This window comes from Marinobacterium litorale DSM 23545 (assembly GCF_000428985.1).
Taxonomy (GTDB): Bacteria; Pseudomonadota; Gammaproteobacteria; order Pseudomonadales; family Balneatricaceae; genus Marinobacterium_D; species Marinobacterium_D litorale.
In genome coordinates, this window is record NZ_AUAZ01000022.1 from 57,934 (window position 1) to 78,557 (window position 20,624).

Annotated in this window: 16 protein-coding genes and 1 riboswitch; of the genes, 11 read left to right on the forward strand and 5 right to left on the reverse strand. The window is 57.9% G+C overall.

What is annotated here, in order from left to right; translation table 11 throughout:
• Nucleotides 1–1,245: a hydrolase gene (locus G403_RS0115615; RefSeq protein ID WP_027854815.1), complete on the reverse strand. Its 1,245-nt coding sequence runs from the start codon at nucleotides 1,243–1,245 to the stop codon at nucleotides 1–3.
• 92 nt (nucleotides 1,246–1,337) lie between these two features.
• Entirely contained in the window at nucleotides 1,338–2,561 is a 1,224-nt protein-coding gene (locus G403_RS0115620) for an aspartate aminotransferase family protein (protein ID WP_027854816.1), read from the reverse strand.
• Nucleotides 2,562–2,729: 168 nt separating this feature from the next.
• On the opposite strand from G403_RS0115620, the gene G403_RS0115625 reads away from it, so the two are divergent.
• Together G403_RS0115625 and G403_RS24610 are read left to right on the forward strand one after the other, a co-directional pair.
• Nucleotides 2,730–3,005: a hypothetical protein gene (locus G403_RS0115625; RefSeq protein ID WP_027854817.1), complete on the forward strand. Its 276-nt coding sequence runs from the start codon at nucleotides 2,730–2,732 to the stop codon at nucleotides 3,003–3,005.
• Nucleotides 3,006–3,188: 183 nt separating this feature from the next.
• Complete coding sequence (locus G403_RS24610) at nucleotides 3,189–4,949, forward strand: methyl-accepting chemotaxis protein (protein ID WP_051299132.1); 1,761 nt, start codon at nucleotides 3,189–3,191, stop codon at nucleotides 4,947–4,949.
• 28 nt (nucleotides 4,950–4,977) lie between these two features.
• Here G403_RS24610 and G403_RS0115635 read toward each other — a convergent pair whose 3' ends face one another.
• Together G403_RS0115635 and G403_RS0115640 are read right to left on the reverse strand one after the other, a co-directional pair.
• The gene (locus G403_RS0115635) at nucleotides 4,978–6,570 is read right to left on the reverse strand and encodes a methyl-accepting chemotaxis protein (protein WP_027854818.1); all 1,593 of its coding nucleotides are present in this window, start codon (nucleotides 6,568–6,570) and stop codon (nucleotides 4,978–4,980) included.
• A 187-nt stretch (nucleotides 6,571–6,757) separates the two neighbouring features.
• Complete coding sequence (locus G403_RS0115640) at nucleotides 6,758–9,013, reverse strand: arginine/lysine/ornithine decarboxylase (protein ID WP_027854819.1); 2,256 nt, start codon at nucleotides 9,011–9,013, stop codon at nucleotides 6,758–6,760.
• Nucleotides 9,014–9,276: 263 nt separating this feature from the next.
• Between G403_RS0115640 and G403_RS0115645 the strand changes: the two genes are divergently transcribed.
• The 4 genes from G403_RS0115645 to G403_RS0115660 all read left to right on the forward strand — a co-directional run bounded on the left by G403_RS0115645 (nucleotide 9,277) and on the right by G403_RS0115660 (nucleotide 14,930).
• Nucleotides 9,277–10,953, forward strand: a complete 1,677-nt coding sequence (locus G403_RS0115645; RefSeq protein WP_027854820.1) for an AMP-binding protein — start codon at nucleotides 9,277–9,279, stop codon at nucleotides 10,951–10,953.
• A gap of 3 nt (nucleotides 10,954–10,956) precedes the next feature.
• The gene (locus tag G403_RS0115650; RefSeq protein ID WP_027854821.1) at nucleotides 10,957–13,092 is read left to right on the forward strand and encodes a 3-hydroxyacyl-CoA dehydrogenase NAD-binding domain-containing protein; all 2,136 of its coding nucleotides are present in this window, start codon (nucleotides 10,957–10,959) and stop codon (nucleotides 13,090–13,092) included.
• Nucleotides 13,089–14,255: an acetyl-CoA C-acyltransferase gene (locus G403_RS0115655; RefSeq protein WP_027854822.1), complete on the forward strand. Its 1,167-nt coding sequence runs from the start codon at nucleotides 13,089–13,091 to the stop codon at nucleotides 14,253–14,255. The genes G403_RS0115650 and G403_RS0115655 overlap by 4 nt, the downstream gene beginning before the upstream one ends.
• A 195-nt stretch (nucleotides 14,256–14,450) precedes the next feature.
• Nucleotides 14,451–14,930, forward strand: coding sequence for a NifB/NifX family molybdenum-iron cluster-binding protein (locus G403_RS0115660; protein WP_027854823.1), 480 nt, complete (start codon nucleotides 14,451–14,453; stop codon nucleotides 14,928–14,930).
• A gap of 111 nt (nucleotides 14,931–15,041) precedes the next feature.
• Here G403_RS0115660 and G403_RS0115665 read toward each other — a convergent pair whose 3' ends face one another.
• Entirely contained in the window at nucleotides 15,042–15,602 is a 561-nt protein-coding gene (locus tag G403_RS0115665; protein WP_027854824.1) for a hypothetical protein, read from the reverse strand.
• Between the two features lie 248 nt (nucleotides 15,603–15,850).
• Between G403_RS0115665 and purE the strand changes: the two genes are divergently transcribed.
• From purE to G403_RS0115690, 5 genes are all read left to right on the forward strand, one after another.
• The gene (gene purE, locus G403_RS0115670; protein ID WP_027854825.1) at nucleotides 15,851–16,339 is read left to right on the forward strand and encodes a 5-(carboxyamino)imidazole ribonucleotide mutase; all 489 of its coding nucleotides are present in this window, start codon (nucleotides 15,851–15,853) and stop codon (nucleotides 16,337–16,339) included.
• A 15-nt stretch (nucleotides 16,340–16,354) separates the two neighbouring features.
• Nucleotides 16,355–17,419: a 5-(carboxyamino)imidazole ribonucleotide synthase gene (purK, locus tag G403_RS0115675; protein WP_245578357.1), complete on the forward strand. Its 1,065-nt coding sequence runs from the start codon at nucleotides 16,355–16,357 to the stop codon at nucleotides 17,417–17,419.
• Between the two features lie 44 nt (nucleotides 17,420–17,463).
• A riboswitch (yybP-ykoY riboswitch) is annotated at nucleotides 17,464–17,654 on the forward strand.
• Between the two features lie 6 nt (nucleotides 17,655–17,660).
• On the forward strand, nucleotides 17,661–18,230 hold the full coding sequence (locus G403_RS0115680; protein WP_027854827.1) for a TMEM165/GDT1 family protein: 570 nt from the start codon (nucleotides 17,661–17,663) through the stop codon (nucleotides 18,228–18,230).
• A gap of 451 nt (nucleotides 18,231–18,681) precedes the next feature.
• Nucleotides 18,682–18,996, forward strand: a complete 315-nt coding sequence (locus tag G403_RS0115685) for a hypothetical protein (RefSeq protein WP_027854828.1) — start codon at nucleotides 18,682–18,684, stop codon at nucleotides 18,994–18,996.
• Nucleotides 18,997–19,073: 77 nt separating this feature from the next.
• Nucleotides 19,074–20,429, forward strand: a complete 1,356-nt coding sequence (locus tag G403_RS0115690; protein WP_036234106.1) for a DegQ family serine endoprotease — start codon at nucleotides 19,074–19,076, stop codon at nucleotides 20,427–20,429.
• The last annotated feature ends 195 nt before the right edge of the window (nucleotides 20,430–20,624 follow it).

The following is a 20,624-nucleotide window of genomic DNA, read 5'->3' on the forward strand; positions in this document are numbered from 1 at the left end:
TTAACCTCCGTTCAGATGAGGCCAGAGAACCGAGTCAAGTTCACCCCTGGCAACGGCCAGCAGAAAACTGGCGGTAAGCTGGGCCCGGCGGCTGAGACTGCTAACGATCAGAAACTCATCGGCGCTATGGATAGAGCCACCCTCCGCCCCCAGGGTGTCGATATTGGGTAACCCCGCGGCTGCCAGGTTGTTGCCGTCGCAGCAGCCACCGGTGGGCTTTATCTGGGTCGGTATTTCGAGCGTGGAGGCACAGTGGCACAAGAGCTTGAACAGGGCTTGATTGGCCGGTGTCAGCCGCTTGGGGTGACGGCTGAAACTTCCCTCTATCTCCAGCGAATAGCCCTCTCGGCCGTTCAGTCCCAGTGCGAGTCGTGACAGTTGCTGGTGCAGCCAGTGTTCATCGTCGTGACTTTGGGTGCGGATGTTGAATTGTGCCACGGCTAAGTCCGGTACCCGGTTGAGCGGGACGTCGGTATGGAAACGGGCCGGGTTGATACTGACACCCTGACGCCGGCCATTGAGGTTGTCCAGCTCGATAATCAGGTCGCAGAGGGCGCGCAGTGCGTTGCGCCCGTTTTCGATTTCACGGCCGGCATGGGCCGTACGTCCGCGAACTATCAGCGTAAAGTTACCACTGCCTTTGCGCTCGCCGGCATAGGCGCCGTCCGGGAGTAATGGCTCGAACACCAGCCCGAGCTTGGCCGTTTCCGCGGCCTCGCGCAGCAGGTCGGCAGAGCAGGGGGAGCCGATCTCCTCGTCGGGATTCATGATCACGCGCCAGCCCAGCTGCTCGGCCTCGGGGTGCTGCTCCAGTGCCATCAGGGCGGTCAGCAAGATCAGCAGGCCGCCTTTCATATCGGTGACCCCGGGGCCGTTCAGGCGCTCATCGTCGAGCCAACGGGTTTGCTGGAACGGATCGTTGTCTGCGAATACGGTGTCCAGGTGTCCGCATAGCAGTATCTGGCGCGGCGAGTCGGGACGTTTGATCAGCGAGAGAGCCGGTCCGAGTTCCCGCTCTTCACGTTCGCCATTCAGATTCACCGTTCTGAAAGCGGGTAGCGCGATCTTTTCAACCTGGGCGTTGAGCGGTCGCGCGATCTCCACTAGAGCCTGGGCGACCTGAGACACACCCTGGGCGTTGAAAGTACCTGAATTGATCTGAGCCAGCTGCTGGGTCTGTTCCAGCATCCAGCTTTGGCGGCTTGATATCCAGCTCAGTAACGCCTGATCGGACTGCGCATTCACGGAACGCCTCCCATCGTCTGCTTTCTCCGATCAGTATTGGTCAGATCGGGGGAAAACGACAGTTGGCGTTCCCGAATACTCTGTGAGGGCGGTTAACCGTTGCCAAGAAAGCGCACAATGGCGCGATCAAACCGGGTCATCGACTCCTGGATATCGTTGTCCGGGATAATCAGAGAAGGTGCCAGACGGATTACATCGGGCCCCGCCATCAGCACCATGACGCCCTGCTCCAGTGCCAGGGCCAGGAGTTCCCGGGCGCGCCCCTTGTACGGTTCAGCCAGCTCGGCGCCGAGCAGAAGTCCCTGCCCACGGATATCGCTGAACAGGCCATGCTCACCGTTGAGTGCCCGTAATTCGTCAATGAACAGCTGGGATTTGCGTTTAACGCCGGCCATCAGCTCGGGGTTGTCCAGCGTATCCAGCAGGGCCAGTGCCACGGCGCAGCCCAATGGGTTGCCGCCGTAGGTGGTACCGTGGGTGCCCACGGAAAAACTGGTGGCGATCTGTCGCGTCGTCAGCATCGCCCCGATCGGGAATCCGCCGCCGAGCCCCTTGGCGCTGGTGAGGATATCCGGCGTTACGCCGGTTTCCATGTAGGCATATAGCGAGCCGGTTCGGCCTGCACCGCTCTGTACTTCGTCGAAGATCAGCAGCGCACCGTGCTGGTCGCAGAGTTCACGGGCTGCTTTGAGAAACTCGGCATGGGCCGGGACCACGCCGCCTTCACCGATGATCGGCTCAACAATTACTGCGCAGGTGCGCTCCGAGACCGTATCTTTCAGTGCCTGGACATCGTTGTAGGGCAGGTGGGTGATGCCTGCAGGAACCGGCTCGAACCCCTGGCGGTACTTGAGCTGGCCGCCGACGCTGACGGTAAACAGGGTGCGCCCGTGAAAGCTGCCGGTAAAGGAGATGATCTCATGCTTGCCAGCGTCGCTGCCCGCATGGTCATAGGCGTACTTGCGCGCCAGTTTGAGGGCTGCTTCGTTGGCCTCCGCACCGGAGCTGCAGAAAAAGACCTGTTCTGCGAACGTCAACTCGGTCAGACGTTGTGCCAGCCTTAATGCCGGCTCGTTGGTGTAGAGGTTACTCAGGTGCCACACCTGATCGGCCTGGTCCTGCAGTGCGCGCAGCAGGGCCGGATGGCGGTGGCCCAGGGCATTGACGGCGATACCGCCGGCCAAGTCGATATATTCGCGCCCGCTCTGGTCCCAGAGCCGGGAGCCTTCACCACGTACCGGGATAACGTCGAGTGGGGCGAAACAGGGGACCATCACTTGATCGAACAATGCCCGATCGACAGGGGAGTTATTCATGGCTGACCTCAGCGTCCTTAGCTTTGAAATAAGCGTATGTCGCGGCGCTCTTGTCGTCCAGCAATAAACCTTTATCTGACAAAGCTGTGTTTCATCAAACTGTAATAATAGTCAACGACCATCGAGGTAGAATGTGGCCGCTAAAAATCATTGAGCTGAGGATACCCCATGAAGTTCAGCAAAGAGGACAAGGGGTTCGTAACCTGGTGGATCGATCGTCAGTTTGCGGACAACCCGTTATTTCCGGGCAAATGTGTTGTGGAAGGAAAGAACGGTAAGCCTGGTGTCAGTAAGGATCATGTAAAGGCCTACAAAGCCTGGCGTAAAACCTCGCCAAAGCGCTCGCAGATCCAGGATTGGATCGATACATGGATGGACAAGCAGGATCGCAAGGTGCTCAAGCAGGCGCTGGAAGCCAAAGCCAGGGAAGAAACCGCGTCCTGAGAGTCGTCATCGCCGCCGATAACTCTAAAAAACGGCGTGATGGCGTACTCCTTCGTTTTTATACCCGCTCTAAATACAACAATCTCCTGTACTGACGCAGATCAACAGCGTTTTTTATTCTCACTGTAAGAGATGTGTGTAATATAGTAACAACCGCTCGTTTTAAAGGGAGTTTGTTGTTCTATGTCCACTTCGGTCGCTTTTCACCGCACATTGCGATTCCGTATCGGCAAGCTTATTGAGCGTGCCCTGTCGGCGGTCGGTCTCAGGTCGCTCAATTCTCAATACACCTTTTCCTACCTGCTGATTCTTCTCCTGACCCTGACGCTGGGTGGACTCGGCTGGTATGCGCTGGATAGTCAATGGCAAGCGTTCGACCAGGCGCAGCGGTCGCTGCTGACGGAGGTCGAGTCTCAGCTGGCTGCTATTGGTGGAGATCAGGCGCAGCGGGTGCTCGATACCGTGAGTGCACATCAGGCCCAGGTGCTTGAGCTGCAACGTGAAAATACCGAAAACGTGCAGTTCTGGCTGCTGATCGTTGTTGTCTCTTTGCTGGGGCTCAATGTCTTCGGTCGCGTGTTCGGCCTCACGGTACTGATGCGGCAGATTGCTAACCTGCGTGATCACCTGCGTTTGCTGGGCGGCCATGATTTTTCAACGCCCATTGAGGTCGATAACCCCAACAATGAGGTGGGCCAGAACTACAAGGCGTATAACGATATTGTGCTGGAGATCGGGCAGTTGGTGCATAAGGTGACGCTGACTTCCGGACGGATAAATACCGCTGCAGATCAGGTGGTCACCACGCTGAATGACACGGATCGCGGGGTGCGTGAACAGCAGGCATCCATCGAGCAGGTGGCTACGGCAATCAATGAAATGGCAGCGACGGTTCAGGAGGTGGCGCAGCATGCCACCAGCGCCGCGTCCGCCGCGGAGCAAGCCAGCAGTTCCGCCCACGATGGTCAGCGCCTGATGGCGCATACGGTGGACAGCATCGATGACGTGGCACGCCAGGTGGAGAGTGCCAGCCAGGTAATCGGTACCCTGGCCGATGATTCCCGGGAGGTGAGTCAGATTCTGGTCGTGATCACCAATATCGCCGAACAGACCAATCTGTTGGCGCTGAACGCGGCGATTGAGGCTGCGCGGGCAGGCGAGCAGGGCCGCGGTTTTGCGGTTGTGGCCGATGAGGTGCGAACGCTGGCTCAGCGGACGCAGGAATCCATCGAGAATATTCGAGCCATCGTCGAGCGGTTGGAGGGCGGTGCCGAATCGGCCGTGAAGGCGATGGATCAAAGCCGCGATGCTGCCGACAAAACAGCCCGGGACGCACATCAGACCCGTGAATCTCTGGAGCAGATCGTGGCGGCCGTGGGGGTCATACTGGATATGAACACCCAAATTGCCACAGCGGCGGAGGAGCAAAGCCAGGTCGCTCAGGATATGGATCACAACATCAGTGATATCTCTCTGCAGTCTCGCCGCACCGCGGATTATGCCAAGCAGACGGTGGATGCAACCGATCAGATATCCGGCCATATCCAGAAATTGATGGAGGAGCTGGGCCGGTTCAAGACCAATGTGCAGGGGGTGGATCTTGGGGCGGCCAAGTCGGCTCACCTCTCCTGGAAAGTGCGTTTGCGCAGCTATTTGGACGGCAAGGCCACGCTGACGCTGAAGGAAGCGGTGTCGCATCGGGATTGTGCGTTCGGCAAGTGGTATTACAGCGAAGGTCTTGATCGGTATTCGGCTATCCCCGAAATGAAGCAGATCGAAAAACCCCACGAAGAGCTCCATGCACTGGTTAAAAGGGCGATTGAGCTCAAGGAGCAGGGCGACTTCGCCGGTGCCGAGTCGCTTTACGATCAGGTTTCTTCAATTTCTGCGCGTATTGTGGAGCGTCTCAATACTATTGAAGATCGGATTGAGGAGAGGGCCTGACCCTCTCCACTGACGTTCAACGCGTGTTTCAAGAGCTGCTCAAACCCCGTTGCCAGAAGTTGTCCGATAATTTCCGAAGATCCCCGGAAAGCAGGGCCAGGGTTTGGGCAGCGCTTTCGGTCTGGCAGCTTTCCTGCTGAAACTGATCGGATCCATCCCGAATCGCGCTGACATTCCGACTGATCTCTTCACTGGTTTGACTCTGTTGCTCCACCGCAGAGGCGATCTGCGTTGTCCAGTCGCTAATGGAGTCGACGCTGGCTGCGATCTCGTGCAGGGTTTTGCCTGCCTTCTGAGCCTGTTCCACAGTCTGTTTGGCCAGCGTCCGGCTCTGTTCCATGGTTTGGACGGCTCGCATGGAGTGCTGGCGTAACGCGCTGAGCGTGCCCTGTATCTCTTCGGTGGAGCTTTGCGCCCGAATTGCCAGGGTACGGACCTCGTCGGCCACCACGGCGAATCCGCGTCCCTGCTCTCCGGCCCGGGCCGCCTCGATCGCTGCATTGAGGGCCAGAAGGTTGGTTTGTTCCGCAATCGAGGTAATGGCGTCCAGCACGTTGGTGATCTGGTCCGCGCTGGAGCCCAGCTCGCCGATGACAAGTGCAGTCTGCTCCACTTCCGTAGCCAGTTGTTCAATCGCCTGCTGTGCCTGATCCACGTTAACGCTTCCCGAGCGCGCGAGCTGGTTGGAGCTTTCAGAGCTGACGGCGCTTTGTTGGGCGTGTTCCGCGACTTCGTGAATGCAGGCTGCCATTTCGTTTATTGCGGCTGCGACCTGGTCCGTTTCCTGCTGCTGGCGCTTGATACTTTCGACCTCCTTTTCCACGGCAGCGGCGAGTCGGTCGGCGTTGGTTTGCAACTGTCGCGAGGTATCCTGAATGCGTCCGGCGATGGCACGGGCCTCTGTTTGCAGATAGTTGACGACGAAGGCGAGCTGTCCGGCGTCATCATCGCGGCCGGTGTAGATCCAGCTTGCCAGCGGGTCATCGATGACCTCCCGTGACCGACGGATCTCTCGGTTTACCGACCAGACGCTAAGCAGCCCGAGGCTGGCAGACAGAGAGGAAACCATAATCGCCATTAACAGGGCCAGCGCCGGATCCAGATCGGTAAGCAGCAGCAAAAGCAGTGCCGCCCCGCAACCTGAGACCAGTCCCGAGAGAAACTGGCGGCGCGGCAGTGTCAGGCGAGCCGTGATTGAGCGGCGAAAACTCTTTCCCTGCCTCAGTCGAGCGTAGAGTTGGTCAGCGCGTTTGACCTCCTCTTCGGACGGCTTGGTTCGAACTGACTGGTACTCCACGATCTTGCCATCTTCCTTGATCGGCGTGGCATAGGCATTCACCCAGTAATAATCGCCGTTGTTACAGCGATTTTTGACGATGCCCATCCAGGAATCACCGGACTTCAGGCGGTCCCACATCAGGCGGAATGCCGCGGGTGGCATATCCGGGTGACGCACGATGTTATGGTTCTTGTGCAGCAGTTCGCTGGCGCTGAAGCCACTGATGTCAACGAAGGCGTCGTTAACGTAGGTGATACTGCCTTTGAGGTCTGTGGTTGAAAGAATGTTGGTATCGGCGGGAAAAGTGACAGCGCGGTCTGTCACCGGGAGATTGGTTTTCATCCTTTTGCTCACATCCGTTTGGGGGGATATCTGCCGGGCCTGGAGAGGGGCTGATCGTGCAGGGAATCCCGATTTTTATTATTAGACCTACTAAATGTAGGTGATAATTGTCGGGATGCAAACAAAAAGCGCAGTGTCGTGTCTGGGGGCAAAATCGATGCGGGCCAGGCCCGCATCGATCCGATAATCAGTCTTTAACCACGTCTACAAAATAGGCGTCTTCACCGTCGATGGTATCGCGTACTAAACCGTGCACATCGGTCTCAAACCCGGGGAAGCGGGCATTGAAATCACGTGCAAATTTCAGGTAGCTGATGATGGTACTGTTAAAACGCTCCCCCGGCACCAGCAGCGGGATGCCCGGTGGGTAAGGGGTGACCAGCATGGCCGTGACGCGGCCTTCCAGTTGGTCGATGGCAACCCGCTCCACATCGCGGTGCGCCATCTTGGCCCAGGCCTCGGCGGGCGTCATGGCGGGCTCGATGTTGGACAGGTACATTTCGGTGGTGATCCGGGCCACGTCATACTCTTTATAGACGTTATGGATGGCGCTACACAGATCCCGCAGCCCGATTCGTTCGTACTGCGGGTTCTTGGCTGCAAACTCGGGCATTACCCGCCACATGGGCAGGTTGCGGTCGTAGTCATCCTTGAACTGTTGCAGTTCGGTGACCATCGAGTTCCAGCGGCCTTTGGTGATGCCGATGGTGAACATGATGAAGAAGGAGTAAAGACCGGTCTTCTCGATGATGATGCCGTGCTCCGCCAGATACTTGCTGACGATGGCCGCCGGAATACCATCTTCATCGAACTCGCCATCCAGGTTGAGCCCGGGGGTGATGATGGTGGATTTGATCGGATCGAGCATATTGAAGCCCGACTCAATCCTGCCGAAGCCGTGCCAGGTATCATCTTCATGGATCACCCAGTCGTCCCGGTCACCGACGCCTTCGTCGGACTTGGGCAGCGGGCCCCAGACCTTGAACCACCAGTCGTCATCGCCGAACTCCTCGTCCACCTTGTGCATGGCGCGGCGGAAATCGATCGCTTCGTGCAGTGATTCCTCCACCAGCGCGGTACCTCCCGGCGGCTCCATCATGGCCGCAGCCACATCGCAGGAGGCGATGATGGCGTACTGTGGGCTGGTGGAGGAGTGCATCAGGTAGGACTCGTTGAAACGGTGGGTATCCAATTTCCGTTTGGTGCCATCCTGCACCAGTATCTGCGAAGCCTGGGACAGGCCGGCAAGCAGCTTATGGGTGGACTGAGTGGCAAATACCAGGGTTTCGTCGGAGCGTGGGCGGCCTTCGCCGATAGCGTGCATGTTGCGGTAGAAGGGGTGGAAGGACGCGTGGGGCAACCAGGCCTCATCAAAATGCAGGGTATCGATGGTGTTGCCCAACATCCCCTTGATCGTTTCCACGTTGTACAGAATACCGTCATAGGTGCTCTGGGTAATGGTCAGGATACGTGGCTTTTTGTTTTTGGCCTTACGTGCAAAGGGGTTGGCCTCGATCTTCTTGCGGATAGTTTCCGGATCGAACTCGCTTTTCGGTATAGGGCCAATGATGCCGTAGTGATTGCGGGTGGGCATCAGGAATACCGGAATCGCTCCGGTCATGATGATTGAGTGCAGAATCGACTTGTGGCAGTTGCGATCGACGACAACGATATCACCCGGGGCCACGGTCGAGTGCCAGACCACCTTGTTGGAGGTGGAGGTGCCGTTGGTCACAAAGAACAGATGATCGGCGTTAAAAATACGTGCCGCATTGGATTCGCTGCTGGAGACCGGGCCGGTATGGTCGAGCAGCTGGCCCAGTTCATCCACGGCGTTACAGACATCCGCACGCAGCATGTTTTCGCCGAAAAACTGGTGAAACATCTGGCCCACGGGGCTTTTCAGGAATGCCACGCCGCCGGAGTGGCCCGGGCAGTGCCAGGAGTAAGATGAGTCGCTGGCGTAGTCCATCAGGGCCCGGAAGAAAGGCGGCGCCAGACATTCGAGGTACTTGCGCGCTTCGCGGATGATATGGCGGGCCACAAACTCCGGGGTGTCCTCGAACATATGGATGAACCCGTGCAGCTCGCGCAGGATATCGTTGGGAATATGGCGCGAGGTCCGGGTTTCACCATAGAGGAAAATGGGGATGTCATTGTTGCGCTTGCGCACTTCGTTAATGAAGTCGCGCACGGATTTAAGCGCGATATTCACATCCTCGTCGGTACCGGCGCCGAACTCTTCGTCGTCGATCGACAGAATGAAACAGGACGCCCGACTGGCTTGCTGGGCAAAGGAGGTCAGATCGCCATAGCTGGTAAAGCCGACCACCTCCATCCCTTCATTACGGATCGCTTCCGCCAGGTCGCGAACACCGGAACCGGAGATATTTTCGGCGCGAAAATCTTCATCGATGATGACAACGGGGAATCGAAATTTCATCCACTGGGCCTGTTTATTCTGGTGACAAAAAAGTGGCTCTATCCTGTGCGCTCAATCCCCGAACGGAGTCTGTTCAAGGGACCTGCCCGACGATTTTGCGCTGATTTAATGACAAGTTTAACAGTGGCCCGTCCGGTATTCAGCTAAATACTGGAGGATTGGCCAACGTGACAGCTGCCGATAGCAGACTAAGCTATAGGAAAAGCCTGCCCCAGGCCGTCTATAAGCGTATCAGCAGTTCGCTGAAAGGTTGGAAGGGCACTATGACAATTCGTTACGCTCAGCCCCGGAGCCAGTTGCCGGCAGCCCTGAATCCCGAGGGCTATACCAGCTTGCTCGATTTCTTTGACCGCACCTGTCGGAGGTTCGCATCGCGACCGGCGTTCACCAGTTTTGGCCGCACCCTCAGCTATGCCGAGCTGGATCGGTTATCCGCGGCCTTTGCCGTCCATCTCCAGCAGGAGACAGACCTGCAGCCCGGTGACCGTATTGCCATTCAGCTGCCGAGTCTGATCCAGTACCCGTTAGCGATTTTCGGTGCGCTGAGAGCCGGACTGGTGGTGGTTAACACCAATCCGCTTTACACCGCACAGGAGATGGCGCGACAGTTCAAGGATTCCGGCGCGCGCGCGGTGCTGATCCATAAAAGCATGGCCCACAAGCTGGAAGGCATTCTGGATCAGACCGATATCGAGCATGTTTATGTGACCCAGGTGGGAGACTTGCACGGGTTTGTTAAACGCACGCTGCTGAATGTGGCGATCAAATATCTGCGCAAGCTCGAGCCTGATTTCTATCTGCCCGGGGCTAAAGGTTTCAGAGATGTACTGCTCGGTAACCTGGGGCGTCAGCCAAAGACGATGAATCCCGGGCTCGACGACCTGGCAGTGTTGCAATATACCGGCGGTACGACCGGCGTTGCCAAGGGGGCCATGTTGACCCATGGCAACCTGCTCGCCAACCTGTTGCAGGGCTGTGATTGCATCAACCGCGAGGGTACCGACTGGGCCGAGACCGTGATCCTGCCGTTGCCGCTCTACCATATCTACGCATTTACCGTATCTCAGATTGTGCTCGCGTCCGGGGGGCATGCGGTGTTGATTGCCAACCCCCGTGATATCGACGCGTTGATCAAAGAGCTCAAGCACTGGTCCATGAGCACTTTCATCGGACTGAATACGCTGTTCAATGCGCTCTGCGGTCGCCCTGATTTTCGCGACCTCGATTTCTCCGGACTCAAGCTGACTTTATCCGGAGGCATGGCTCTGACCGAAGATGCGGCGAGGCGCTGGCAGTCGGTCACCGGGTGCCCGGTGGTGGAGGCCTATGGCCTGACGGAGACCTCACCGGCGGTATCGATCAACCCACTGAATGCGGTGCAGCCCGGTACCATCGGTGTGCCACTGAGCTTCACCGAAGTGAGCATAATTGATGAGTCAGGTCGCAGAGTTCAGCCCGGTGAGGCGGGTAAACTCTGTATCCGGGGGCCGCAGGTCATGGCCGGATACTGGCAGCGCCCGGATGAGACCGCACGTTGCATGACGGACGACGGCTATTTCATCACCGATGATATCGCCATCGAGCAGGATGATGGCTATCTGAGGATCGTCGATCGAGCGGGTGACCTGATCAATGTATCGGGGTTCAATGTCTATCCCAACGAAATCGAGAACGTATTGAGCGATCATCCCGCCGTCAACGAATGCGCAGCCATTGGCGTACCGGATGACGACAGTGGTGAGCGGGTCAAAGTGTTCGTGGTTGCCGGGGAGCCCGGTCTGGATCGTGCTCAGGTGCGCAGTTGGTGTCGCGAACGGCTGACTGCGTACAAGGTACCCCGGGATGTGGAGTTTGTTGATGAGCTTCCGAAAACTCCAGTGGGCAAGGTATTGCGGCGGGCATTGAGAGCGCCGTTAGAGAAAACCGGCGCGGCGAGGTAAATCATGCTGATGCAGGGCGACTACCTCAGGGTACAGCAGCTTGATCAGGGTATTGTCGAGTTGATTCTGGATAATACGCGACGCCCGGTGAATATGCTCAGTCAGGCAGCAGTGCGGGAGTTAGGTGATGCGCTGACGTTGATCGCCGCCCGGCCAGAGCTGACAGGGCTGCTGATCAGCAGCGATCATGAACATTTCTGTGTGGGCGCCGATATCAGTGAATTTCTGCAGTTTTTTCTGCAATCGGACCGGGAGTTGGTTGCACTGACGGAGATGGCAAAGAGCTGGCTTGACCGGCTCGAAGCGTTGCCGGTGCCAACGGTGGTTGCAATTAATGGCAATGCTTTGGGGGCGGGCTTCGAGTTATGTCTGGCCTGTGACTTTCGGGTTGCGGCCCGTAATAGCCGGGTCGGGCAACCCGAAGTTCGCTTGGGTTTGATTCCCGGTTGGGGAGGTACGGTGCGCCTACCGCGTCTGATCGGGCTCGACCATGCCGTCAGCTGGATTTGTGAAGGGCGATACCAAGATGCGCATTTGGCGATGGAGCAGGGCGCGTTGGATAGCGTTGTATCCTTAGATCACCTGCGCCTGTCTGCGCTCGACCTGCTGCGCCGGGCCGCCGTCGGCGAATTCGATTTTCAGCAACGGCGGGCGAGAAAACGGGCCCCACTCCTTTTGAGCAAACTGGCGGTCACACTGGTCAGCGAGTCGACGCGGCCGGTTATTGCCCGCCGGGCCGGGGCCTGCTATCCGGCACCTACGCAGGCACTGGATCTGATGTGCGAACAGGCCAGGTTTGGTGCGCAACAGGCGGCTGAGGCGGAAACACGGATGTTTGTGGAGCTTCTGCGCAGTCATGCAGCGCCGGCACTGGTGACGCTGTTTCTTAAGGAGCAGCGTGCGCGGCGGTTGGCACGCACACAGGCACCGGCTCCGACGCGTGTCGGCATATTGGGCGCCGGTATTATGGGCAGCGCAATCGCGGGGCAGGCAGCCTATAAAGGCCTCTCCGTCGCGATCAAAGACCGCAGCCCGGAGGCGCTGGACAGGTCGATGCAGCGTATTTCCGACACAGTCGATCAGCGCGCTAAACGGCGTGGCGGGTTGAACAAGCCGGAGATTCTCGAGCATATCCGGGCGACACTGGGGTATCAGGAGTTTGCCGATGTGGATCTGACCATCGAGGCGGTGATCGAAGACCCGGGACTCAAAACGCGCGTGTTGACTGAGGTTGAGGCGGTCATGTCGCCCTCGGCGGTGCTGGCGACCAATACGTCGGCCATACCCCTGGGCTTTCTGGCCCGCGGGTTAAAACACCCGGAGCGCTTCTGCGGCATCCATTTCTTTAACCCAGTCGGAAGAATGACACTGGTTGAGGTGGTTCGCACCCAACTGAACAGCGACGATACGTTGGCGAAAGCGCTCGCATTTGCAGCGGCGCTGGGAAAAACGCCTGTGGTGGTCCGTGACTGCCCCGGTTTTTTTGTAAACCGGAGCCTGTACAGCTACCTGCTCGGTTTTCTGATGCTGCTTAATGAAGGAGCCGACCCGTTTCATATTGACCGGATAATGGAGAGATACGGTTGGCCGATGGGGCCTGCCCGGTTATTGGATCAGATCGGTCTGGACTCGGCCCGAAACACCAGTCGCATGCTGGCTGCAGCATACCCCGAGCGGATGGTCGTACCGGGCGAAACAGCGTTGGATATGCTGTGTCAGCAGCGGCGGCTGGGCCAGAAAGCCGGTCTGGGGTTTTACCGTTACCCGGCGTGTGACGACGCCGTGGAAGATGAAAGTGTTGCCCGTTTACTGCGCGGTAAGCGTGAGCGGCCTGTCGAGTTCAGTGAACAGACAGTTATCGACCGGTTGATGATACCGCTGCTCATTGAAAGTGTGCGAGCACTGGAGGAGGGTGTTATCGGATCCCCGGCCGAGGCCGATCTCGCGCTGGTGTTGGGTATTCGCTATCCGGCATTCAGAGGTGGGCCCTGCTACACACTGGATCGTTATGATCTGGGACGGTTTGTCGCCTCCTGTGCGACCTACCGGGAGTTGGGGCCGCTCTATCAACCCAGTCTGAAGCTGCGTGAGATGGCTGCGGCTGGCGAGAACTTCATTCGCTGGCGGGAGGTGTCGTGAAGCTCAAACCCAATGACGCTGTGATCGTCGATGCCGGCCGGTCGGCCATGGCTCTGTCTGATGGGGGAGGCTTCAGGCACCTGCGGGCAGACCTGCTCAGTGCACATCTGGTCGATGCATTGCTCGCACGTAACCCGGCTTTTGATCGGGAAGCGGTCGATGATCTGATCTGGGGTTGTGCCCACCAGGCCGCTGCGCAGGGCGGGAATCTGGCGAGGCAGCTGGTGGTGCTTTCGTCATTACCCTCGTCGATCCCCGGGCAGACCATCAACCGCCTTGGGGCTTCCTCCATGTCGGCGCTGCAGATTGCGGTTCAGGGGATTATGAGTGGCTGTGGAGAGAGCTACATCGTCGGGGGCGTGGAGCGTCAGGGTCATCTGCCGACGGCGGATGCAGCGGCCGCCTTGTCGTTACACACTGCACGGGCAAGCCTGAATGGCAGCGCTACCGCTGAGCTGCTGGCCCATACCCACGGTATTGATCGTGCGCTGCAGGACCGCTTCGCTCAGCGGTCGCATCGGAATGCGGCTCGGGCACACCAGGATGGGGCCTGGGAGGCGGAAATCATCCGAATTGCCGGCCATGACCACCGTGATTTCAAGGTGACTGTCGATGCCGATGAAGCGATCATCCCTGATCTGAGCCTGGAAGCGCTGCGGGCCTTGCAGCCGGTGTCGGAGAGTGGGGTTACGGTGACCCGGGGTAATAGCGCAGCACGCTGTGATGGTGCCGCTGCGCTGCTGGTTGTATCCGGGGCGCGGGCTCAGGCGTTGGGATTAAGACCCAGGGCACGGATCCGTGCCGTGACAGTGACGGCCTGTGATCCGGTGGTTATGGGGCTCGGACCGGTGACGGCCGTGGAGAAGCTGCTCGATCATGCCGGGCTGCAGTTGACCGATATTGACCTGTTTGAAATCAATGAAGTGTTTGCGTCGCAGTCGCTGGCTGTACTCAAGGAGCTGGAGTTGCTCGACCGGCTCGAGGATGACATCAATGTGAACGGTGGCGCCATCGCACTGGGTGATCCGCTGGGGTGCTCCGGTGCCCGGATCTGTACGACGCTGCTGAATCTGCTTGAACGCCGGGATCTGCAATGGGGGATTGCCACACTCTGTGCAGGCATGGGCCAAGGGATGGCCGCACTGTTTGAGCGGCTCGACTGAAGCCCGTTTTGTCGGCTTTACGACAGGTACGTTTATTCGGGGGGCTCATTCGTTGGCTCTTCGTATATATAACCTCATGATTTTATTGAATTGCTGCGGAGCTAAAGGACTGTGTTGGCTGGTGCGGCCTTTGCACGGCCAGTATAAAGCCTTACTAACCGCCCCCTTTGGGTGTGCGGCGCGCAGGAGAGCAGCATGAGTACAGAGGTCAGCGTTGTATGTGTAGCGGATGCGGTCAGTGATGAGCAGGCGCTTATTGTCGCTTTTGCTTCGTTGGATGGCGATATGGTGGATCAGCACTTTGGGTCGGCGCAGGCGTTTCATGTCTGGCAGGTGACGGCAACGGCGGCCGAACCCATCGCCAGCAAGGCGTTTGGCGTTGAAAAGCAGGATGGTAACGAAGATAAGCTCAAGCCTAAGCTGGCCTGGCTGGTAGGGGCCGATGTGGTCTACTGCGGATCCATCGGCGGTTCGGCCACTCGGCAGCTGGTGACGCTGGGTATCAACCCGATCAAGGTCAAGGGTGGCCCTGACGTGGAGGAGTTGGTTGAGGCGCTGCAGGCCCAGCTGGCCGGCGATGAACAGGAGTTCTGGCTTTCGAATATCCTTAACCGCAAGCGAAACAGTGGCGAGAGCCGCTTCGATATGATGGAGGATGAGGGCTGGGACGAGTGACGCCCCGCCCTTGGCTCGGTCATACTGGTGCCTTTTTCGGCGGGCTGCCTGTTAGGTTGCTTCTGCTTGGTAAATCCATGGCGGCACTGATACCGGAGCAGCCCCGGTTACTCACTGAATAATGACCTTCTTGCGTTTTTCTTCAATTTCCGCGATCCGTTCACGGGTCGCCTTGATAAACGCCTTGCTGGCGGCACTGCGTGCCTGAGTCTCGTTTCTGTGATGCAGGAACGCCTGTGTCGAGATCACTTCACGCTGGTCCAGCCAGCGGTCCTGTTCCTCAAGTTCCCGGATGCGGGCGTCGGGATGAAGAAAGTCGAGCATATCCTGGAATAGCAGAAACAGGTGCGCGTCGTACACGTAGGCGATACTGGAAAGTGTCTGCTGACGCTGCGCCGGTGTCATCTCGTTGGCGTAGTCAGCCTCCAGCTCTGCGATAGGTTGTTCCAGATCCGGGAACCAGTCCAACTCTTCACTCAGGCCACGACTGATCTTTTCGGCACGTGAGAGTGTTTCGGGTTTGGATTCGCTTGCGGTTGCTTCCTCGGTTGCCGCTTCACTCTTGCTCATAAAGGGAACGGAAAACGTATCTGAAGAAAGCGTTTCACATCCGCTGAGCAGCAGTGCACTGACAGAAAGCGTCAGGCCTCCCAAAACTTGCCTGTGGTTCATAGCGGTTATTCCTGACTGGTGGTCGGTTCAAGTTCAGGCCCATACTATCGCGGTTTGAAGCGGGGATGTCACGGCTGTCGGACCCTGCAATGCCGGATCCGTTTTCGCAGGTCCCATTTTGGGCTCAGGTTGGTATAATCCCCCGCCTCTTGCGTGGTCGGTGCTTATTTAGGTGCGATCACCGTTGAACACTGTGTAGTGCCGTGTCTCTGCCCGGGGCTACCAAGATGGAGTGACAGGAGACACACATGGGTGCAAAAGTGGCGATTGTAATGGGATCGCGCTCAGATTGGCCGACAATGGAGGAAGCAGCAGGCATCCTCGATACACTCGGTGTCGACTATCATACTGAGGTGGTATCGGCTCACCGGACACCGGACAAGATGTTCGCCTTTGCCGAGAGCGCTGCCGACAATGGGTTTGAAGTGATTATTGCCGGTGCCGGCGGTGCTGCGCACCTGCCCGGCATGATTGCGGCGAAAACGCTGTTGCCGGTACTGGGTGTGCCGGTTCAAAGCAAGGCGCTCAGCGGTAAAGACAGTCTGCTGTCGATTGTTCAGATGCCCCGGGGGATACCGGTGGGGACGCTGGCTATCGGTGGTGCAGGCGCATTTAATGCCGGTCTGCTCGCCGCCCAGATGCTGGCTGTGAAGGATGCCGATCTGTCGTCGCGGATTGCCGCCTGGAGACAGGCTCAGACCCAAACTGTTCTGGATAATCCCGACCCGCGTGGTTGAGGGGAGTACAGGTAAATGATGTTGCCAAGAATCGTCGTGGCCGGAAACGGCCAGCTGGGTCAGATGCTGCAGCAGGCGGGTGCGCCTATGCAGCTTCAGGTGATGCCGGTGGAGCCCAATCAGGATATCGAGATTGCACTGCACTCTGATGATGTAATCACGGTTGAGATCGAGCACTGGCCGGATACCGTCACGGGTCTGCAGCTCAAGAACCATCCCAATTTCCGCAATGCGGGTGCCCTGCATGCTGTTATAGACCGCAAGCGCCAGAAGTCATTGCTGGATCGTTTGCAGGTGCCTACGGCGCCCTGGGTGGTGCTGGATGATGAAGCAACGCTTGAAGAAGATCTTACCGGCCTGGGCGAGCGTGCAGTTGTCAAACGTCGTCGCGGCGGGTACGACGGGCGTGGCCAGTGGCGCTGGCAGAGTGGCGGTGAGGTTGAGTCCGAGTGGGCCGGTACCTGTATCGCCGAGGCGATGATCCCGTTCAGTCATGAAGTATCACTGGTGGGGGCTCGTAATGCCGCCGGCGAGAAGGTGTTCTATCCGTTAACTCGCAACTGGCATGAAAACGGTATTCTTCGGGCCAGCGTGGCCGGTATCGATGTGCCGGAAATCCAGCAGCAGCACGCTGAACAATGGCTCAGCCGGATCATGGATGACCAGGAGTATATCGGGGTCATGGCCATGGAGTGTTTCGTGGTTGACGGTGATCTGCTGGTCAATGAGTTGGCGCCGCGCGTCCATAACTCCGGTCACTGGACCCAGGAGGGCGCTACCATCAGCCAGTTCGAACTGCATTTGCGCGCATTGGCGGATCTGCCGTTGCTGACACCTGAAGTCAAAGGCGTTTCGGTGATGTATAACCTGCTGGGACGTAACTGGAAGCCCCAGTGGCTTGGGATCGACGGTATCCACGTTCACTGGTACGGCAAGTCGCTGCGTCCGGGACGCAAAGTCGGGCACGTTAATATCAACCGCCCGGATCCTGCCAAGTTGGGTGAGAGCCTGCAAAAACTGCTTGCCCAGGTCGATGACGAGGATCGTGTGGCCATCCAGTGGAGTCTCGACCAACTCTAACCGAGTACCCGGCATTGTGCCGGGCAACAGGTATTGATATTATTCGCCCGCTCTTGGGGGAGTAGCCTGTCGGCGGTTGATCTGAAACCGTCGGAGCTGTTGTCAACATAATTGAGCCTCAATGCTCATGGCAGCGGCGTTCGTCATCTTGGCGAATAGGCAAGACCTGAGACATGGGATGCTGCTCCAGGCGGGCCAGCGTTCTATGTCTTTTGGTTTTAGCCCGCCAGGAATCATCTTAATGGACGCGTTTCTCTCCTCTACACTCGCTGTTGCTATCGCCGAAATTGGCGATAAAACGCAGTTGCTTACCCTGTTTCTGGTTGCCCGTTTTTCCCGCCACCGCTTCGCCATCATCATGGGTATTTTGCTCGCTACGCTGGTCAATCATGGCCTGTCCGGGTGGCTCGGTGCCTGGTTGGTCGAATGGGTCCCACAGCATTGGGTGCCATTGATCCTGGGCTTTAGCTTTATCGCTATCGGCTTATGGGTGTTGATTCCCGATAAAGACGATGAGCACGAGGAGCAGAGTCTGCGCTATGGCCCGTTCATTGCGACCTGTGTTCTCTTTTTTCTCGCGGAGATCGGTGACAAGACTCAGGTTGCGACCGTTATTCTCGCGGCGCGCTTTGATGATGCCTTGATCTGGGTTATCGCGGGTACCACGCTGGGGATGTTGCTTGCCAATGTGCCGGTGGCCTATTTCGGTGCCTGGTTGATGCAGAAAGTCTCTCTGACCTGGGTCCGGCGTGGGGCCTGTGCGCTGTTTATTGCGCTGGGTATCCTCTCGCTGTTGAACGGGCAGTTTTGAACTTTTTAACCAGGAGCCGCTCTGAGCACTCAGAGACCGAACTTCGGGTTGTCACGATTCTGGCATTTTCTGGATACTGATTTTGATAAGAGTAGCGATCTATCTCTGGCTGTGGATGCTCCCTGGGCTGGTTGGTGCGGCGGAATCGCTGACTGACCAGCCGCAGGGAGTAACAGTCTGCGTCGCCGATCAGCATCCCTTTTTTGAGCCGGTTGCCGGCGACGATGATTCCTCATCGGTTGTTCCTGTGCTTGACTCCAGAGCGGCCTTTGAATCGGCTGTAATCAAGCCGCCATGCTGCAGTTCAGATCCGCTTCTACGCACTTATCATCACGCCCGCATTCGCGCACCTCCCTGCCTTCGTTAAACAAACCGATCCATATTTTGTTAACGACCGATACCGGTGCCATGCCCGGTAGGGCGGGTATGTGCCCGGCAAAGGGGGTATCCGATGATTAAGGCAGTGATGTTTCGACATGGAATTGAGGATGATGCGGCGATGGCCAGAATTTACCATCGACTGGACGATGTGGAGGCCCGCTGTGGTCAGGCGCGTCGGGTGGAGGTTGTTCTGGATCGCGTCGCCTTTGGTGATGCGTCCAATTACCTGTGTCATATCTCGTTTCGCGCCGAGCGTAAGAAGTCGCTCGATATATACGCTGACAAACGCTTTGCCAGCATGGCGATTGATGATGCCTTCGATCGCCTCAACCTGGCGATAAAAAGCGGCTTGAACCGACGTATACGGCGTCGCTGTAACGGTTGACGGATAGTCCCGGTGACTTGAATCGCCGGGGTTTGTCCCTATTTTCTCAATATCGATAGATTGACGAGGAACTTGCCATGAAAGTGAAAATGCAAGTGGCTGTTATGGCGCTGACAGCGCTGATTATGGGGCAGGCCGCAGCGGCGCTGCCGATAACGGATGGTCAGGGCAGAGAGCTACCGTCCCTGGCACCTATGCTGGAGCAGGTGAATCCCGCGGTGGTCAACATCGCCACCTACGCAACACGGCAGGTGGTTAACCCGCTATTGAGCGATCCGTTTTTCCGTCGTTTTTTCAATATACCTGACGAGCAGGCGCGCCCCAGGGAGCAGCGTCGCCAGGGCAGCGCCGGCTCAGGGGTCATTGTCGACGGTGACCAAGGCACCATTATCACCAATTACCATGTGATCAAAGGTGCGGATGAGATTGAAGTCTCTTTGGTCGATGGCCGTACATTCAAGGCTGAACTGGTTGGTGCCGATCCGGAAGTCGACATTGCCGTACTCAGCATTGAGGCCGAGGGATTGACCGGTTTGCCGCTGTCGGATTCCGACAGCTTGCGTGTGGGTGATTTTGTGGTGGCTATCGGGAATCCCTTTGGGCTGGGCCAAACGATCACGACCGGGGTTGTCAGTGCGTTGGGGCGTACCGGTTTGGGTATTGAAGGCTATGAAAACTTTATCCAGACCGATGCATCGATCAATCCCGGTAACTCCGGTGGCGCGCTGGTCAACCTGAATGGAGAGCTGGTCGGTATAAACACCGCGATCATTGCGCCCGGTGGCGGTAACGTGGGCATCGGGTTCGCGATTCCGGTCAACATGATGCGCAACGTGGCGGACCAGATCCTGGAGCAGGGCGAGGTCAGTCGTGGTCAGATCGGTATCGCTATCCAGGATATCACGCCGGAGCTGCAACAGGCGTTCAATCTGGAGAACGGCCAGCAGGGTGTCCTGGTGACCGATGTGATTGAAGAGTCCGAAGCGGAGAAGGCGGGTTTGCAGGCCGGGGACGTGATCCTGTCGGTCAATGGAAAGCCGACGCCCAATACCGGGCAGCTTCGTCACCGTATCGCTTTTGCCGGTGTCGGGGATACCGTGGTCCTAGAGGTGGTTCGTGATAGTGAGACGATGATCATGAAAGTGGAGGTGGGCCAATCCCATACCCGCCCGGGGGATGTGCGCCTGCATCAGCTGCTGGAGGGGGTAGGCTTTGCCAACTCACCGGACGGTAGAGGGGTTGTGATCACCAAGGTGGATCCGCAATCCCGAGCCGCTGCTGCCGGGTTACAGTCGGATGATGTGATCCTCAGCGTTAACCGTCGACGTGTGGATACGCTGGAGCAGCTCGATGACACGCTGTCGCGCGTGGATGATCGGCTATTGCTTCAGGTACGCCGTGGTAGAGGCGTGTTCTACCTGGTGCTACGTTAAGATCAGGACAGGAAGTTGTCTCGCACAGCCCCGCTTTCATGCGGGGCTTTTTCGTTTTGTGCGCCAGGCATGGCGCGTAGCGCCTTGACGGGCGCTGTTCCGATACGCGTGGTGGCGGTCGGATGACTTGGAGGTGCAAGTCCTCTGTGGGCCCGGCAAGGGGAACCACTAGCCGAACGGCAAGGGTGTCCATCG

Bases quoted from the DNA above. Each gene is read 5' to 3' on its own strand.
- G403_RS0115620 (WP_027854816.1), bottom strand. From the start codon at position 2,561: ATGAATAACTCCCCTGTCGATCGGGCATTGTTCGATCAAGTGATGGTC.
- G403_RS0115625 (WP_027854817.1), top strand. From the start codon at position 2,730: ATGAAGTTCAGCAAAGAGGACAAGGGGTTCGTAACCTGGTGGATCGAT.
- G403_RS24610 (WP_051299132.1), top strand. From the start codon at position 3,189: ATGTCCACTTCGGTCGCTTTTCACCGCACATTGCGATTCCGTATCGGC.
- G403_RS0115635 (WP_027854818.1), bottom strand. From the start codon at position 6,570: ATGAAAACCAATCTCCCGGTGACAGACCGCGCTGTCACTTTTCCCGCC.
- G403_RS0115640 (WP_027854819.1), bottom strand. From the start codon at position 9,013: ATGAAATTTCGATTCCCCGTTGTCATCATCGATGAAGATTTTCGCGCC.
- G403_RS0115645 (WP_027854820.1), top strand. From the start codon at position 9,277: ATGACAATTCGTTACGCTCAGCCCCGGAGCCAGTTGCCGGCAGCCCTG.
- G403_RS0115650 (WP_027854821.1), top strand. From the start codon at position 10,957: ATGCTGATGCAGGGCGACTACCTCAGGGTACAGCAGCTTGATCAGGGT.
- G403_RS0115660 (WP_027854823.1), top strand. From the start codon at position 14,451: ATGAGTACAGAGGTCAGCGTTGTATGTGTAGCGGATGCGGTCAGTGAT.
- G403_RS0115665 (WP_027854824.1), bottom strand. From the start codon at position 15,602: ATGAACCACAGGCAAGTTTTGGGAGGCCTGACGCTTTCTGTCAGTGCA.
- purE (WP_027854825.1), top strand. From the start codon at position 15,851: ATGGGTGCAAAAGTGGCGATTGTAATGGGATCGCGCTCAGATTGGCCG.
- purK (WP_245578357.1), top strand. From the start codon at position 16,355: ATGATGTTGCCAAGAATCGTCGTGGCCGGAAACGGCCAGCTGGGTCAG.
- G403_RS0115680 (WP_027854827.1), top strand. From the start codon at position 17,661: ATGGACGCGTTTCTCTCCTCTACACTCGCTGTTGCTATCGCCGAAATT.
- G403_RS0115685 (WP_027854828.1), top strand. From the start codon at position 18,682: ATGATTAAGGCAGTGATGTTTCGACATGGAATTGAGGATGATGCGGCG.
- G403_RS0115690 (WP_036234106.1), top strand. From the start codon at position 19,074: ATGAAAGTGAAAATGCAAGTGGCTGTTATGGCGCTGACAGCGCTGATT.